Origin of the sequence: Candidatus Psyllophila symbiotica (genome assembly GCF_029910555.1) — a bacterium.
Lineage (GTDB): Bacteria > Pseudomonadota > Gammaproteobacteria > Enterobacterales > Enterobacteriaceae_A.
In genome coordinates, this window is sequence record NZ_CP092142.1 from 68,946 (window position 1) to 86,277 (window position 17,332).

14 protein-coding genes and 1 pseudogene are annotated in these 17,332 nt (G+C 19.4%); 6 read left to right on the forward strand and 9 right to left on the reverse strand.

The genetic code is table 11. The features are described from left to right. Positions 1-101 precede the first annotated feature (101 nt). The 4 genes and pseudogenes from aspS to rho all read left to right on the forward strand — a co-directional run. On the forward strand, positions 102-1,838 hold the full coding sequence (aspS, locus tag MEJ61_RS00335) for an aspartate--tRNA ligase (protein ID WP_459563427.1): 1,737 nt from the start codon (positions 102-104) through the stop codon (positions 1,836-1,838). A gap of 140 nt (positions 1,839-1,978) precedes the next feature. Continuing rightward, the gene (gene gap / locus MEJ61_RS00340; protein WP_459563428.1) at positions 1,979-2,977 is read left to right on the forward strand and encodes a type I glyceraldehyde-3-phosphate dehydrogenase; all 999 of its coding nucleotides are present in this window, start codon (positions 1,979-1,981) and stop codon (positions 2,975-2,977) included. 53 nt (positions 2,978-3,030) lie between these two features. Continuing rightward, positions 3,031-3,354, forward strand: a complete 324-nt coding sequence (trxA, locus tag MEJ61_RS00345; protein WP_459563317.1) for a thioredoxin — start codon at positions 3,031-3,033, stop codon at positions 3,352-3,354. Positions 3,355-3,547: 193 nt separating this feature from the next. Continuing rightward, positions 3,548-4,711 (forward strand): annotated as a pseudogene (gene rho, locus MEJ61_RS00350) (transcription termination factor Rho); the annotation flags it as partial. Positions 4,712-4,767: 56 nt separating this feature from the next. Here the strand turns inward: rho and ruvX are convergent. The 7 genes from ruvX to MEJ61_RS00385 form a co-directional block, all read right to left on the reverse strand. Then, a complete protein-coding gene (gene ruvX, locus MEJ61_RS00355) occupies positions 4,768-5,175 on the reverse strand; it encodes a Holliday junction resolvase RuvX (RefSeq protein WP_459563318.1) in 408 nt (135 codons plus the stop codon). A 63-nt stretch (positions 5,176-5,238) separates the two neighbouring features. Next, positions 5,239-6,774, reverse strand: a complete 1,536-nt coding sequence (locus tag MEJ61_RS00360; protein WP_459563429.1) for a 30S ribosomal protein S1 — start codon at positions 6,772-6,774, stop codon at positions 5,239-5,241. 448 nt (positions 6,775-7,222) lie between these two features. Beyond that, positions 7,223-8,671 carry a pyruvate kinase gene (gene pyk / locus MEJ61_RS00365; protein WP_459563321.1) on the reverse strand — a complete coding sequence of 483 codons (1,449 nt, stop codon included), beginning with the start codon at positions 8,669-8,671 and terminating at the stop codon, positions 7,223-7,225. Positions 8,672-8,826: 155 nt separating this feature from the next. Next, positions 8,827-10,077, reverse strand: coding sequence for an ATP-dependent Clp protease ATP-binding subunit ClpX (gene clpX / locus MEJ61_RS00370; protein WP_459563322.1), 1,251 nt, complete (start codon positions 10,075-10,077; stop codon positions 8,827-8,829). A 248-nt stretch (positions 10,078-10,325) separates the two neighbouring features. Then, positions 10,326-10,952, reverse strand: coding sequence for an ATP-dependent Clp endopeptidase proteolytic subunit ClpP (gene clpP, locus MEJ61_RS00375; protein ID WP_459563323.1), 627 nt, complete (start codon positions 10,950-10,952; stop codon positions 10,326-10,328). Between the two features lie 78 nt (positions 10,953-11,030). Then, a complete protein-coding gene (gene rlmB, locus MEJ61_RS00380; RefSeq protein ID WP_459563324.1) occupies positions 11,031-11,777 on the reverse strand; it encodes a 23S rRNA (guanosine(2251)-2'-O)-methyltransferase RlmB in 747 nt (248 codons plus the stop codon). A gap of 108 nt (positions 11,778-11,885) precedes the next feature. Then, on the reverse strand, positions 11,886-13,100 hold the full coding sequence (locus MEJ61_RS00385) for an MFS transporter (protein ID WP_459563325.1): 1,215 nt from the start codon (positions 13,098-13,100) through the stop codon (positions 11,886-11,888). A 138-nt stretch (positions 13,101-13,238) separates the two neighbouring features. Here MEJ61_RS00385 and serS point away from each other — a divergent pair, with 138 nt between their 5' ends. Beyond that, entirely contained in the window at positions 13,239-14,507 is a 1,269-nt protein-coding gene (serS, locus tag MEJ61_RS00390; protein ID WP_459563430.1) for a serine--tRNA ligase, read from the forward strand. A 36-nt stretch (positions 14,508-14,543) separates the two neighbouring features. Here the strand turns inward: serS and MEJ61_RS00395 are convergent, their stop codons facing one another. After that, positions 14,544-15,290, reverse strand: a complete 747-nt coding sequence (locus MEJ61_RS00395) for a ferredoxin--NADP(+) reductase (RefSeq protein ID WP_459563327.1) — start codon at positions 15,288-15,290, stop codon at positions 14,544-14,546. A 128-nt stretch (positions 15,291-15,418) separates the two neighbouring features. Then, on the reverse strand, positions 15,419-16,501 hold the full coding sequence (gene mnmA, locus MEJ61_RS00400) for a tRNA 2-thiouridine(34) synthase MnmA (protein ID WP_459563431.1): 1,083 nt from the start codon (positions 16,499-16,501) through the stop codon (positions 15,419-15,421). A 233-nt stretch (positions 16,502-16,734) separates the two neighbouring features. On the opposite strand from mnmA, the gene ribA reads away from it, so the two are divergent. Then, positions 16,735-17,322 (forward strand): GTP cyclohydrolase II, encoded by a 588-nt coding sequence (gene ribA, locus MEJ61_RS00405; RefSeq protein ID WP_459563329.1) that lies wholly within the window; start codon positions 16,735-16,737, stop codon positions 17,320-17,322. The last annotated feature ends 10 nt before the right edge of the window (positions 17,323-17,332 follow it).

Consider the following 17,332-nt stretch of genomic DNA (forward strand, 5'->3'; position numbering starts at 1 on the left):
TAAAATCCTTATAAATTTATTTAAAATAAAAATTAAAATTTTATTATTTATTTATTTAAATATTTATATATTAAATTAAAAATTTATTTTAAAGGAATTATATGCGAACTGAATATTGTGGAAATTTAAACATATCACATATTAACAAAAAAGTAACTTTATGTGGATGGGTAAATAAAATAAGAAATTTTGGTAATTTAATATTTGTTGATATGAGAGATTATAAAGGTATAGTTCAAATTGTATTTAATTCTATTAACAAAATTACTTTTGAAAAAGCTTTAAAGTTACGTAATGAATTTTGTATCCAAATTAATGGTATAGTAAATAAACGCCCAGATAAACAAAAAAATATTAAAAAAAAAACAGGAGAAATAGAAATTTTTTGTAATTATTTAAATATAATTAATATTTCTAAAAAAATACCATTAGATGTTAATAAAAAAAATTCAGAAAAAACAAGTTTAAAATATAGATATCTTGATTTACGTAAACCAGAAATGATTAAACGTTTTAAAATAAGATCAAAAATATGTAATTATATTCGTAATTTTTTAAATAAAAATAATTTTATTGAAATTGAAACTCCAATATTAACAAAATCCACACCAGAAGGTGCTAGAGATTTTTTAGTACCTAGTAGAATAAATAAAGGCAAATTTTATGCATTACCACAATCACCTCAAATATTTAAACAATTATTAATGATATCTGGATTTGATCGTTATTATCAAATAGCTAAATGTTTTAGAGATGAAGATTTAAGGTCAAATAGACAACCTGAATTTACTCAAATTGATATAGAAACTTCTTTTATAAAACCCAAAAAATTAATTAAAAAAATGGAAAAAATGATAAACAATTTATTTTTAAAAATAAAAAAAAAAAATATTGGTAAATTTAAAATAATTACTTACTCTGAATCATTACGTCGTTATGGAACAGATAAACCTGATTTACGAAATACAATAGAATTAATAGAATTAAAAGATATATTTTTAAAAACAAATACATTAAATATTTTACCTAAAAAAATTTTAAATAATAACAACAATAATATTATTGGTATTAAAATAACTAATAATACAACAATAAATATTAAAACAATTTTAAATTATAACAAAACTATAAATAATAATAATTTATTATGGATAAAAATATATAATATATCAAAAAATTTAAATGGTATAAAAAGCAATGTAATTAATTTTTTAAACATAAAAACATTAAAATTAATTTTAAAAAGAACAAAGGCTAAAAATAACGATACGATATTAATAGGAATCAATAATTATGAAAATATTTATAATATAATGGGTAATTTAAGAAAAAAAATAGGAAAAATATTAAATTTAATAAATTTAAATACTTGGTCAGCAGTATGGATTATAAATTATCCTTTATTTAAAAAAGATATAAAAAACAAAATAAATTCAACACACCATCCTTTTACAAATCCATATATAAATAACATTAATAACTTAATTAATAATCCGATATCTTTATTTACTAATTCTTATGATATAATATTAAACGGTTGTGAAATAGGAGGGGGATCAGTAAGAATTAATAATATAAAAATACAAAAAATTATTTTAAATATTTTAAATATTAAAAAACACAATTTTAAAAATTTAAATTTTTTTTTAGAAGCTTTTAAATATGGCACACCATATCACGCAGGTATAGCATTTGGTTTGGATAGATTAGTTATGTTATTAACAAACACAAAAAATATTCGAGATGTTATTATTTTTCCTAAAACAACATCAGCTAAATGTTTAATGACAAACGCTCCAAACGAAATAGATTCAGATACTTTAAAAGAAATATTATAATTTAATAAATACAAAAAATAAATATTGAATTAAAAATTGACATTTTAATATTTTATAATTAAAATTTAAATAATTATTACTTAAATAATCAAAAGAAAAATTACAAAACATAATTAATAAATTTAAATAAAAGGAATTTTATGGATATTAAAATAGGAATAAATGGTTTCGGAAGAATAGGTCGAATGGTTTTTCGATTAGCACAAAAAAGACAAAATATTAAAATTATAGCAATAAATGATTTATTAAGTGCAAAATATATTGCCTATATGATAAAATATGATTCGACACACGGGAAATTTAATAAAACAATAGAAATTATAGAAAATAAAATATTTATAAATAAACAAAAAATAAATATTTTCTCAGAAAAAGATCCAATAAATATACCTTGGAAAAAAATTGGTGTAGATATTGTAATAGAATCATCTGGTATATTTTTAGATTCAAATACTTTAAACAAACATATTATAGCTGGAGCTAAAAAAGTAATATTAACAACACCACCAAAAGATCAAATTCCAATGTTTGTATGTGGGGTTAACCTTAATAAATATATCGGACAAAAAATTATTTCAAATGCATCATGTACTACAAATTGTTTAGCACCTTTAGCAAAAATAATAAATGATAATTTTGAAATAATTGAAGGTTTAATGACAACAGTTCATTCAACAACAGCAATACAAAAAACAGTTGATGGAATTTCAAATAAAGACTGGAGAGCTGGTCGCAGTGCATTACAAAATATAATACCTGCATCTACAGGAGCTGCAAATGCTGTAGGTATTGTTATACCAGAACTATTAGGTAAATTAACAGGCATGGCTTTTAGAGTTCCAACACCAAATGTATCAGTTGTTGATTTAACAGTTAAAATAAAAAAATCAGTAAATTATGAAAATATTAAAAAAATTATCAAAAAAGCGGCAAATAATGAAATGAAGGGAATTTTAGGTTATATTGAAGATGATGTAGTTTCAAGTGATTTTAACGGTGAAATTTTAACTTCTATATTTGATGCTAAAGCAGGTATTGCATTAAATAATAATTTTGTAAAACTTATTTCATGGTATGATAATGAAAGCGGATATTCTAGTAAAGTTTTAGATTTAGCAGAATACATAACAAATTACTAATATTTAATAAATAATATAATATAAATAATTTATTAATTAAAAAAAGGATACACATGAAAAAAATAATTAAAGTAAATAAAGAAAATTTTGATATTAATATTTCAAAATCAAAAATTCCTGTTTTAGTAGATTTTTGGGCGGAATGGTGTGGTCCATGTAAAATAATTTCTAATAATTTAAATGAATTAATTGAAGAATTTTCAAAAAAAATAATAATCGCTAAAATTGATATAGAAAAAAACCCTGAATTTTTACAAAAATATAATATTAGAAGCATTCCAACGTTAATTCTATTTAAACAAAACATAGTTATAGGTAAAATAATCGGAGTTATGTCTAAAACAAAAATAAGAGAATTTATATTTAAAAATTTATAAAATTAAATAAAATCAAATAAATTTTATATATTTTAAAATATTCTAAATTATATAAATTATTAAATCACCTTATTAATTTTTAAATATTTTTTTATAAACATATTAAATAATATAAATATTTTTATTTTTATTTGATTACATTTTAAAAACATATTAAATAATTTTAAATAATACACTATAGCATAGGAATATAATGTTTAAAAAAAAATTTTTTTTACCTATTTTTAAAAATTATAAAAAAAATATTTATAAACATGGTGTTTTAGAAGTATTTAAAAAAGGTTATGGTTTTTTAAGATCCATAGATAATTCTTATGTATCTAGTAATAATGATATTTATGTATCACCTAATAAAATTAAACAATTTAAATTACGTACAGGTGATTCAATTACTGGAAAAATTAATTTTTCTGTAAAAAAAAATTTTTTCCCGGCATTATTTAAAATAAAAGAAATAAATGGTGAAAAACCATCAAATATAAAAAAAAAAATTTATTTCGAAAATTTAACACCATTACATACAAATAAAAAACTTAATATGGAACAAGGTAATGGTTTAATTTCAGATTTAACTTCTCGTATTTTAGATTTAGCTTCACCAATAGGAAGAGGACAAAGAGGTTTAATTGTTGCACCCCCCAAAGCTGGGAAAACAATGTTAATACAAAATATAGCACAAAGTATTGTACATAATCATCCAGATTGTTTTTTAATTGTTTTATTAATTGATGAACGTCCAGAAGAAGTAACAGAAATGTTACGTTTAATTAAAGGCGAAGTTATAGCATCAACTTTTGATGAACCAGCAGCTAGACATATTTATATTTCAGAAATGGTATTAGAAAAAGCTAAAAGATTAGTTGAACATAAAAATGATGTTATTATTTTATTAGATTCTATTACACGATTAGCTAGAGCATATAATTCAATAGCTCCTTTATCTGGTAAAATATTAACTGGAGGTATTGATTCAAAAGCTTTGCATCGTCCTAAAAAATTTTTTGGAACAGCTAGAAATGTTGAAGAAGGTGGTAGCTTAACTATTATAGCTACCGCTTTAATCAATACTGGTTCAAAAATGGATGAGGTAATTTATGAAGAATTTAAAGGAACAGGAAATATGGAATTACATTTATCGCGTAGAATATCAGACAAAAGAATTTATCCTGCTATTAATTATAATAGATCCGGTACGCGAAAAGAAGAATTATTAACAACAATTGAGGAACTAAAAAAAATGTGGATTTTACGTAAAATAGTAAATATGATGGATGAAACAGATGCAATTGAATTTTTATCTAAAAGATTATCTATGACTAAAACTAATAAAGAATTTTTTGAAATAATGAAAAAATAAAATTATTATAAAATATTAAAACTTATACATTTTATAACTATTGTATTAAATAAAAGTTAATATTTATTATCTATAAACCAACTTTTTAAAATTAATTTAGAAGATATAGAATCTATATAAATATCTTTAATTTTATATTTTTTTTTATAAATTAAAAAAAATTTTTTAGCTTCTATTGTACTCAAATATTCATTGTGAAAAAAAATATAAACATTAAATTTTTTATAAAATACTATAGAAAATTTTAAAATTAAAAAAATTAATAATAAACTTTTATTATTATTTATTGGTAAACCAATAACAACTGAAATAGGGTTCCAAAATTTAAGTAAATATTTTATTTTTAACCAATTGATTTTACCATTATTTATTTTAAAAGGTTTTAATAAAGAAACAGTTTTTGAAATTTGTTGTCCAATTGATAATCCTATTTTTTTAATACCAAAATCAAAACAAAAAAACATAATATTTAAAGTTTACAAATATTTAAATTATTTTAAAATTTTATTACATATTTATTTAAATTATTATATTAAAGATAAAATTAGTATTCTTTTACTTCTAATTTTAATAAAATTTAATTTTATTAATTTTTTTATTTTAAATTTAATAAAATTAATACTATTTAAATTATTATTTAAATATCCTATTAATTTATTTCCTAAATTTATTTTAATTTTTTTTTTACTTATTGATAAACATTTACAATATATAAAATTATTTTTTTTATATATAGTTAAAAATTTATTAAAATTATCTATATTAAGTTGTTTAATTCCAAGAGAAATACGTTCACGTTTAACATCAACTTGAAGAATAATACTTCTAATTAAATCTCCTTTTTTATATTTAATTGTACTTTTCTTATTTAATAAATTCCATGAAATATCAGATAAATGTATCAATCCATCAATACCATTGAACAAACCAACAAAAATACCAAAATCAGTAATAGATTTAACAACTACTTTAATACAACATTTTATTTTTTTAATATTTAAAAAATTTTTCCAAGGATTAATTTTACATTGTTTAATACCTAATGATATTCTACGTTTTTTCATATCAATATTTAAAATCATAACATCGATTTGTTTATTAATTTTAATAAATTTAAATAATTTTTTTTTTTTTTTTTTCCATTCCATTTCTGATATATGAACTAAACCTTCAATACCTTCTTCTATTTCAACAAAACATCCATAATTAGTTAAATTACTAACTCTACCCTTTGTTACAAAACCTTTAGGATAACGTATCATAATATTATTCCATGGATCTATAAATCTTTGTTTTAATCCTAATGAAATACGTTTATTTAAATTATCAAATTTAATTATTTTAAGAACAATTTCATCGCCAATATTAATAATATCACTTGGATGATTTATTCTTTTCCATGACATATCTGTTATATGTAATAAACCATCTAAACCACCTATATTAATAAAAGCACCATAATCAGTTAAATTTTTAACAACACCTTTTACAATCATACCTTTTTTAATTAATTTTATAGGTTTTTTTTTAACAATATTATATTTTAATTTAATAACAGATTTACGTGAAACTACAATATTATTTCTTTTTTTATCTAATTTAATAATTTTAAATTCTAATTTTTTTCCTTCCAGATGAGTTATATCTTTAATAGGTTTTATATCAACTAATGAACCAGGTAAAAAAGCTTTAATATTATTTAATTCAACATTATAACCACCTTTTATTTTACCGTTTATATATCCAAACATACTTATTGAATTTTTAAGAGCATTTTCTAAAAATAACCATTCTTTATCATATTTTACTTTTTCATAAGATAACATTGTCTCACCAAAACCATTATCTACACAATCTAAAATAAAATTAATTTTATCACCTATTTTAATTTTATTTTTTTTACTAAATTCTTCCGTTGAAATAACAGCTAATGATTTTAAACCTACATCTATAAAAACAAATTCTTTATTAATAGATATTATATGACCTTTTAATAAAGAACTAGGATTAATATTTATTTTTTTAAATGATTTTTTAAAAATTTCACGAAATTTTTTCAACATAATATAACTCAATAATTATTAACAAAATTAGTTTTATTTATATATTTTTAAATTATTATAATTAATTTAAATTAAAATAATAATATTAAAATAAATGAAATATAAAAATATTATTTATTATTAAATTTATAAATTATATTTAAAATATTTAAAAATAAAAAATATTATAAAAACTTTTAATTTATAAACATAATAATAATAATTTTAAAAAAAATTACAATTAATAAAATTTATTGCTTTTTAAATTTATTATTATAAAATATATCTATTTAAATTTTAATTAATTTATCAAAAAGAAATATTTATTAAATAATATAATTATATTAAATTCAAAAAAATTGCAAAATTTATAAAATATTATTATATTTAAATAATTATAATTAATATAATTAATATAATTAATATAATTAATATAATTTATTATAAATAAATTTAATAAAATTAAAAACTATTTTACACATAAAATTCTACTTGTATTAGTATTTCCAGGTTTTCCTATAATATCACCAGTAGTTATTACAACTAAATCACCGGTAAATAATATTTTTTTTTTAGACAAATATCTAATAATATTCTTAATTATTAACATAGAATTTTTAATATTTTGATTATCATAATATATAGGTGTAACACCTCTATATAATGAAGCTAATCTTAAAACATTTTTATGACATGAAATTGCAAAAATAGGTATATCAGAAATCACACGCGACATCATAAATGAAGTACGACCAGATTCAGTTAATGTTATAATAGCAGCAACACCTTTTAAATGATTAGCTATATATACAGATGAAATCGCAATTGCATCAGATATACAATTAAATTGTATATTTAAAAATTTTTTATAATCATTAAAAATTGGAATTTTTTCTGCTCCTATACATATATTAGACATAATTTTAACAGTTTCAATTGGATACTTACCTGTTGCTGTTTCAGCGGACAACATTACAGCATCAGTACCATCTAAAACTGAATTAGCAACATCCATAACTTCAGCACGAGTTGGAATTGGTGTATTAATCATTGAATTCATCATTTGAGTAGCGGTAATAACAGCTCTATTTAAAAATCTTGATCTACTTATTATTTTTTTTTGAACCCCAATTAATTCTGGATCACCAATTTCAACTCCTAAATCACCTCGTGCAACCATAACTGCATCAGAAGATAATATAATATTATCTAAAATTTTATCATTATTTACTACTTCAGCACGTTCTATTTTAGAAATTATTTTAGCTCTAGATCCTGCTTGATTAGACAAAAAACGTGCTTCTTTTATATCTAATTCACTTCTTGGAAATGAAACAGCTAAATAATCAATACCTATTTTAGAAGCCATAATAATATCACGTTTATCTTTATTAGTTAAACTCTTTGCAGAAATACCTCCTCCTAATTTATTAATACCTTTATTATTTGATAATAAACCACCTAAAATTACTTTTGTAAATATTTTTTCATTTTTAACTTTAATTACTTTAATTTTAATATGCCCATCATCTAAAACAAGAATATCTCCAGGAATAACATCATTTATTAAATTTTTATATTCAAAACCTACTTTTTCAACATTACCTTCATATACAGGTACATTATAATCTAATATAAAAATATTATTAATATTTAATTTAATAAAACCATTTTTAAAAGAAGAAATCCTAATTTTAGGCCCTTGCAAATCCACTAAAATAGCTATATATTTACCTGTTTTTCTTGATATTTCTTTTACTTTTTTAGCTCGAATTTTATGATCTTCTAAAAATCCATGTGAAAAATTTAGCCTTACTACATTTACTCCAGCTAATATTATTTTTTCTAAATTATTATTTTTATCAGTAGTAGGACCAAGAGTTGCAATTATTTTAGTTTTTCTTAAAAATCTAGACAATTTTAAATCCTTATATTTATATAAAATTATTGCAAAAAATTTTATTTATAAAATATAAAATAATAATTAATTTATTTTAAAATAATCATTTAAAATATTAATTTTAATGATAAATTTTTAAATGTTTATTAAATATTTATTAAATAAACTATAATTTAGTATTTATATATTAATTTAGGCTTTTTAAGTTTTAAAACAACTTGACTATCTATGATTAATGAAATATTTTTATATTTTATTGTAGGTAAATCATACATAATATTTACTAATATTTCTTCAACAATAGTTCTTAATCCTCTTGCTCCTGTTTTTCTTATAATTGTTTTTTTTGCGATAGCAATTAATGCGCAATCAGTAAATATTAAATTAACATTATCCATATATAATAAAACTTGATATTGTTTAATTATTGAATTTTTAGGTTTTTTTAAAATTTCTGCTAACATTTTTTCATCTAAATCATTAAGTGTTGCAATAATAGGTATTCTTCCAATAAATTCTGGGATAAGCCCAAATTGAATTAAATCATCAGGCTCTATAATTGTAGATAATGTTTTTTTTTTAATTTCATTAATGTTTTTTTTAATACTAGCACCAAAACCAATACCTGTATTTTTATTAATACGTTGAGTTAATATTTTTTCTAAACCAGAAAAAGATCCACCACATATAAATAATATTTTTGATGTATCAATTTGAATGAATTCCTGTTGTGGGTGTTTTCGACCACCTAAAGGAGGAACAGAAGCAATTGTACCTTCAATTATTTTTAATAATGATTGCTGAACTCCTTCACCTGAAACATCTCTTGTAATTGAAGGATTATTTGATTTACGAGCTATTTTATCAATTTCATCTATATAAATTATCCCGTGTTGCGCAGCATTAACATCATAATTACAATTTATTAAAAGTTTTTGTAAAATATTTTCAACATCTTCCCCAACATATCCTGCTTCAGTTAATGTAGTTGCATCAGCAATTGCAAAAGGAACATATAAGAAATTAGCTAAAGTTTCAGCTAATAATGTTTTTCCACTACCAGTAGGGCCTATTAATAAAATATTACTTTTTTTAAGTTCCATAACATTAGGATTTGAATTATTTTTTAAACGTTTATAATGATTATAAACCGCAACAGATAAAATTTTTTTTGCTTCATTTTGACCAATAATATAGTTATTTAAATGAGAACATATTTTATTAGGAATAGGTAAATTATTACTTGTTTTTATAGAATTCATATATTCTTCAAATTCTTTAAATACCATTTCATTACAAATACTAATACATAAATCACATATATAAACAGATGGTCCATAAACTAAAATACGTAATATTGTTTGATTATCACCACAAAAAGAACAATTAGGATTAAATTCTTTTTTATTATATTTTCTTGCCATATTAAAATTCCATTTTAAAAATAAATAAAATTACTTAATAACATTTTAAATTTTTAAAATAAAAACAAAATATAATTATTTACTAATACTCTAATAAAAAAATAAATTAAATTAAATAAAAATACTTTATTAGAATGTTAATAAACAAAAATTATTTACTAACACTCTAATAAAGTATTAGCAAATAAAATTATTTCTAATATTCTAATAGAATATTAGTAACAAAATTATTTCTAATATTTAATTATTTATTCACGATGAGTAAAAATTTTATCAATTATACCATAATTTAATGCTTCTTCAGAAGTCATAAAATAATCGCGTTCTGTATCTAAATTAATTTTTTCAATAGATTGACCAGTATGTTTTGAAATTAATTGATTAAGTTTATTTTTAATTTTTAAAATTTCTTTAGCATGTATTTCAATATCACTGGCTTGACCTTGATAACCCCCTAAAGGTTGATGTATCATTATAGAAGAATTAGGTAAACAAAAACGTTTATTTTTTTTACCAGCCATTAATAAAAATGATCCCATTGAACATGCTTGGCCTATACACATTGTACTTATATCTGATTTAATAAATTGCATAGTATCATATATTGACATTCCAGAAGTTATTATTCCGCCTGGAGAATTTATGTACATATAAATATCTTTTTCTGGATTATCTGATTCAAGATATAATAATTGCGCTGTTATTAAATTTGCTACATAATCATCTATTATTCCAGTTAAAAAAATAATACGATCTTTTAATAAACGTGAGAATATATCATAAGATCTCTCACCAGTTAAAGTTTTTTCAGAAACTATAGGTACTAAAGATAAAATTTTATGAATATGTTGAAAACTATATTTATCAAAAACCATTAATATTCTCCTTTAAAATATTAAAAAAATAATTTTAATATATATATAAAATATTAAAAAATCAAGTACAATAAATAATTATTTAAAATTTAAATAAAATCTTTGACGTATAACTTCAAATAATACTATTCCAGTAGCAACCGAAACATTAAGAGATAAAATATTTCCTTTCATTGGAATACTAATTAACAAATCACAAAGTTTAGATGTTAATTTACGAATCCCTTTGTTTTCAGAACCAAATATTAAAGCCAAAGGAATATTATAATTAATATTATAAAACAAATTATTAGATTTATGCGTTGCTCCAATAATGACAATATTAATTTTTTTTAAAAAAAATAAAGTTCTAGATAAATTAACAACACTAATTATAGGTATATTATCACAAACACCGCATGAAACTTTTTTAACTAAAGAATTTATTTTAGCAGAATTTTTTTTAGGTATAATAATTATATTTACACCACTAGCATAAGCGTTTCTTATACATGCTCCCAAATTTCTAGGATCAGTAATACAATCTAGAATTAATAATAACGGTTTAATAGTATTTTTTAAAATATTATAAATATTTTTTTCAGAATATTTTTTATTTTTATATATTTCAGCAATAATACCTTGATGAATTAATCCGTTACATTTTTTATTTAAAAAAACTTTATTACAAAATTTAATTAAAATATTATTTTTATTAAGATTATTAATAATATTTTTAATCCTTAAATCGTTTCGATTTTTAAAAATAAAAACTTTAATAAATCTTTTAGGAGTAAAAAACAACAAATTTTCAATAGAATGAATACCGTATATTAATTCTTTCATTTTAAAATATAAAAATAAATAAATTATTAAAAGTAAAAATATATAACATACTAATTATAAATTATTTTAAAAATTACATTTAATTTAAAAAATAATTATTTTTAAAAATTAGTTATAATTTGAAAAAGTATTAGGCAATAAAGTAGCAAAAATACCCATTAAAGGTAAAAACGAACATATTCTATAAACATAATTAATACTAGTAGAATCAGCAATATAACCTAAAGTAGCAGCACCAAAACCACTAATAGCAAATGCACAACCAAATAAAATACCAGAAATAGTACCAAATTTACCAGGAATTAATTCTTGTGAATATATTAATATTGAAGAAAAAGCAGAAGCCATTATAAACCCAATAATCATTGTTAATATTCCTATCCAAGTTAAAGATACATAAGGTAAAATAATTGTAAATGGAGCTGCTCCAAAAATAGAAGTTAAAATAATATATTTCCTACCAAATTTATCACCTAAAGGTCCACCAACCATACTCCCTAAAGTAATAGAAAATAAAAACATAAATAAATGCATTTGAGCATTTTGAACTGAAACACCAAATTTATGTATTAAAAAAAAAGTATAATAACTACTAATACTAGTAAGATAAAAATATTTTGAAAAAAGCAATAAAAACAAAATTAAAACAGAATAAATAATTTGTTTAATTGAAAAATTAAATTTACTTTTAATTATATTTTTTTTAATAGATTTATAATGTTTTTTTTTGTACCAAATTCCTACTTTAAAAAGTATAACCATAGATATTAAAGCTATTAAAGTAAACCATAATATATTTTTAATACCATAAGGTACAATAATTACAGCAGCTAATAATGGACCAAAAGCACTACCAAAATTACCACCTACTTGTAATAAAGATTGAGCTAAACCATACCTACCACCGGATGCCATACTTGCAACTCTAGCAGACTCTGGATGAAAAATTGATGAACCAGTACCTACTAATGCTGCTGCTATTAATACTAACATAAAAATATTAGCAATTGAAAGTATTAATAAACCTAACAACATAAAACCCATACCTATTAATAAAGAATAAGGTTGAGGATATTTATCGATATAAAAACCAATAATTGGTTGTAATAAAGATGCAGTAAATTGATAAGTAAGAGTAATATAACCAATTTGTCCAAAACTGAGTCTAAAATTTTTTTGTAAAATAGGATAAATAGATAATAATAAAGATTGAATTAAATCATTAAAAAAATGAGATATAGCAATAGCACTTAATATACAAAAAACAGGTTTTATAAAAACATTTTTTTTGTTTATAAATATTTTTAAACTTTTATATTTCATAAATTTATACCTAAAAATTAAAATTAAAATTAATTATTTTAAATAAATATTATATATATTTAAAAATATTTCATATTTACTTAGCAAAAAAATATTTTAAAAATTTATTAAAATAAAACAAATTTACAATGGATTTAAATGATTAATAAAAATTTATTAAAATATAATTATTTAATACAAACAAAAAAAAAACTAAATTTTAAAAATTTTATTTTAAATATAGAATTTTTAATTTTTAAAAAAAAATATAAAAAAATATTACAATTAAAAATAGAAAAAATACGAAAAATCAAAAAACATAATAATAATATTAAAAACAAACAATATATTAAAAATTTATTTATCAAAAAAAAATTATTAAAACAAATTAAAATTAAAAAAAAATTTTTAGAAAACTGTAAAATAAATTTAACACAATATTTATCAATTATACCAAATTTACCTGATAAATCTATTTTAAAAAAAAAAAATTTAAACAACCAAATAATTAAAATATGGGGAAAAATTAGAAAAAAAAAATATCAAATATATAATCATATTAAAATAGGTGAAAAATTAAATGGTTTAGATTTTAAAACATCAATAAAATTAAGTGGTTCACGTTTTGTAATAATGAAAAATAAAATTGCACAATTACATAGAGCACTTATTCAATTTATGGTAGATTTACATACTGAAAAACACGGTTATATTGAAGTATATGTTCCATATTTAGTAAATAAAAATTCTTTATATTGTACTGGACAATTACCTAAATTTAGTAAAAATTTATTACATGTTAAATTTTATAACAAATTTAATAAAAATAACAAATATATTTTAATCCCAACCGGAGAAGTACCATTAACTAATTTATTTAATAATAAAATTTTAGAAGAAAAAAATTTACCTATAAAATTAATAACTCATACACCTTGTTTTAGAGCAGAAAATTCATCATATAGCAAAAAAAACAAAGGATTAATTAGAATGCATCAATTTGATAAAGTTGAAATAGTACAAATAACATCAAGTAAAAACTCAATAAAAATTTTAGAAAACATCACAAAACACGCAGAAACAATTTTAAAACTATTAAATTTACCATATAGAAAAATTTTGTTGTGTGCAAAAAATTTAGGTTTTAGTTCATCAAAAACTTATGATTTAGAAGTTTGGATGCCTTCACAAAAAAAATACTATGAAATTTCATCTTGTTCAAATATGACAGATTTTCAATCAAAACGTATGAATACTAAATATAAATATAAAAATAAAAAATTATATGTACACACATTAAATGGTTCTGGTTTAGCTATTAGTAGAACATTAGCAGCAATCTTAGAAAATTATCAAACAAAAGAAGGAAAAATTGAAATACCTAAAGTATTATATTCATATATGAATGGTTTAAAATATATATATTAAAATGAATAAATTTAACTTAATAATAACATCAATTTATTACCAATATCTTTCAAAAGTTATGTTTCCTTTTATATAATGTAAATGTTTCTTCATATTACGTAATTTTATTAATATTTCTTTAGTACTTTTAATCATTAAAGGATTTCCACAAATCATGACATGACTTTTTCTATAATCTAAACCTAAACCAATAGTTTTTTCCAAAATACCATTATAAATAAGATTATTAATACGTCCTTTTAAAGCTCCATAAATATTTTCCTGACTAATAATATTTAAAACTCTTAATTTACCATAATAATTGTCTCTTAAATTTTTAATTACTGAATTATAATTACAATTTTTAATAAATTTATTTGAATGAATTAAAACTAAATTTTTAAATCTTTCTAAATTTTTGTTTTCACGTAATATTGATAAATACGGTCCTACACCAGTACCCGAACTAAACATCCATAATATTTCACAATATGGTATTTCTTTTAATATAAAAAAACCAAAAGATTTTCTAGAAATTAATAATTTTGAATTTATTTTTAAATTAAATAATTCACGACTCAATTTACCATGTGATATAAATAAAATATAAAATTCCAAAATTAAATTATTTGAAGCATTAACAAATGAATAAGCACGTTGAATAATTTTTTTTTTTTTAATAATCGCAATTTTTGTAAATTGTCCAGATATAAAATTATTAATATAAGCTTTAATAAATATTTTAAATAATTTATTAGAATATTTTTCAATATTTACAACTTTACCAATAACCCAATTATCCATTTAATACCTAAATATTTTAAATTATTTAATTATATAATATTTAATAATTATAAAACTATAAAAATATATTAATTTATAATTTTAATAATAATTTATAAATATATTTCAAATAAAATAAAATATAAAATTTACAAAAACGTTTTGAATTTAATAATACCACCACCTAAACAAAATTCACCTAAATAAAATACAACAAACTGACCTTTAGTTATTGATATAATTGGTTTTTTAAAATTAATAATAACATATTTTGAATCAATAGGTATAATAACACAAATATTACTTTTTTGTTTATATCGAGTTTTAATAAAACATATTAATGGTTTTAATAAAACTTTATTTATATTCCAATAAATTTTTTTAGTAATTAAATTTTTTGAATTTAATAAATAATGTTTTTTATTTTGAACAATAATTATATTATTTTGAATTTTTTCAATAACATACCATGGATTTTTATTTTTATTAATACTCCCAATATTTAAACCTTTTCTTTGTCCTATAGTATAATTTATAATACCTTTATGAATACCTACAATTTGACTATTTTTAGTAATTATAAAACCAGGTTTTATATATATAAAAGAATTTATAAAAACATTAAAATTTTTTTTCCCTATAAAACAAATTCCTGTTGAATCTTTTTTTTTATAATTAATTAATTTAAGTTTTCTTGCAATATAACGTAATTCTATTTTTTTTAAAAAACAAACAGGAAATAAAATTTGGTTTAAATTAGTATTTACATTATGTAAAAAATAACTTTGATCTTTATTTTTGTCAAAAGAACATAACATATAAAAATGATTTTTAATTTTTTTAATATATGAATAATGCCCAGTAGATATATAATCAGCTTTAAGATTATTAATAGCAAAATTTAAAAATATTTTAAATTTAATTTCTTTATTACATAAAACATCAGGATTAGGAGTATTTCCAATATTATATTCTTTTAAAAACATAACAAAAACATTTTCCCAATATTCTGAAGAAAAATTAATTTTTTTAAAAATAACATTAAATTTAAAACATACATTTTTTGAATCATATAAATCTTTATAAAAATTACATTTTTTACTATTTTCTTCCCAATTTTTCATATAAATTGCTAATACTTTATAACCCATTTTTAATAAAACATAAATAGTAACAGAAGAATCAACACCACCTGATATACCAACAATTACTTTTTTTTTTCTTAAAACCATAAATATCTTAAAATTAAAAAATTATTTATATATTAATAATATTTTAATAATTATTAAATAAATTATTTATAATTTAATAATTAATTGTATAAAACAATTTCAATAAAATTTTATTTATATTTATAAAAATAATACATAAAATAATTTATAAATATTAAAAAATTATTTTATCATTTTAAAAATAATATCACAAAAACATAAGTTATAAATTAATTATAGAAAAAACGGAAAATATGAAAATCAAAAAAGTAGCCGAAACCAAACTCCCAACCCCTTGGGGGGAATTTATAATGATAGGGTTTGAAGAATTAAAAAATGGTAAAGATCATTTAGCTTTAATATTAGGAAATATCAAAAAAAACAATTCTGTATTATCTAGAATACATTCTGAATGTTTAACTGGAGATGCATTATTTAGTTTAAGATGTGATTGTGGATTTCAATTAAAATATGCACTTAAAAAAATTAAAAAAGAAGGTAATGGAATTTTATTATATCATAGACAAGAAGGTAGAAATATTGGTTTATTAAATAAAATAAAAGCATATTCTCTACAAGATAAAGGTTTAGATACTGTTGAGGCTAATCATAAATTAGGTTTTGCTGATGACGAAAGAGATTTTTCGTTATGTGCTGATATGTTTAAATTAATTAATGTATTTAAAATTCGTCTTTTAACAAATAATCCTAAAAAAATAAAGATTTTAACAAAATATGGAATTACAGTTACTGAAAGATTACCTCTAATAACAGGTCTTAATTCTAAAAACAAAAAATATTTAAATATTAAAAAAAAAAAAATGGGACATTTGTTTACATAAAATTATTTAA

What these genes read in the sequence shown, in the direction of transcription:
- mnmA (WP_459563431.1), bottom strand. Translation starts at nt 16,501, where the DNA reads ATGGTTTTAAGAAAAAAAAAAGTAATTGTTGGTATATCAGGTGGTGTT.
- rlmB (WP_459563324.1), bottom strand. Translation starts at nt 11,777, where the DNA reads ATGAAAGAATTAATATACGGTATTCATTCTATTGAAAATTTGTTGTTT.
- ribA (WP_459563329.1), top strand. Translation starts at nt 16,735, where the DNA reads ATGAAAATCAAAAAAGTAGCCGAAACCAAACTCCCAACCCCTTGGGGG.
- ruvX (WP_459563318.1), bottom strand. Translation starts at nt 5,175, where the DNA reads ATGTTTTTTTGTTTTGATTTTGGTATTAAAAAAATAGGATTATCAATT.
- clpP (WP_459563323.1), bottom strand. Translation starts at nt 10,952, where the DNA reads ATGGTTTTTGATAAATATAGTTTTCAACATATTCATAAAATTTTATCT.
- MEJ61_RS00385 (WP_459563325.1), bottom strand. Translation starts at nt 13,100, where the DNA reads ATGAAATATAAAAGTTTAAAAATATTTATAAACAAAAAAAATGTTTTT.
- serS (WP_459563430.1), top strand. Translation starts at nt 13,239, where the DNA reads ATGATTAATAAAAATTTATTAAAATATAATTATTTAATACAAACAAAA.
- clpX (WP_459563322.1), bottom strand. Translation starts at nt 10,077, where the DNA reads ATGGCAAGAAAATATAATAAAAAAGAATTTAATCCTAATTGTTCTTTT.
- gap (WP_459563428.1), top strand. Translation starts at nt 1,979, where the DNA reads ATGGATATTAAAATAGGAATAAATGGTTTCGGAAGAATAGGTCGAATG.
- aspS (WP_459563427.1), top strand. Translation starts at nt 102, where the DNA reads ATGCGAACTGAATATTGTGGAAATTTAAACATATCACATATTAACAAA.
- MEJ61_RS00360 (WP_459563429.1), bottom strand. Translation starts at nt 6,774, where the DNA reads ATGTTGAAAAAATTTCGTGAAATTTTTAAAAAATCATTTAAAAAAATA.
- MEJ61_RS00395 (WP_459563327.1), bottom strand. Translation starts at nt 15,290, where the DNA reads ATGGATAATTGGGTTATTGGTAAAGTTGTAAATATTGAAAAATATTCT.
- trxA (WP_459563317.1), top strand. Translation starts at nt 3,031, where the DNA reads ATGAAAAAAATAATTAAAGTAAATAAAGAAAATTTTGATATTAATATT.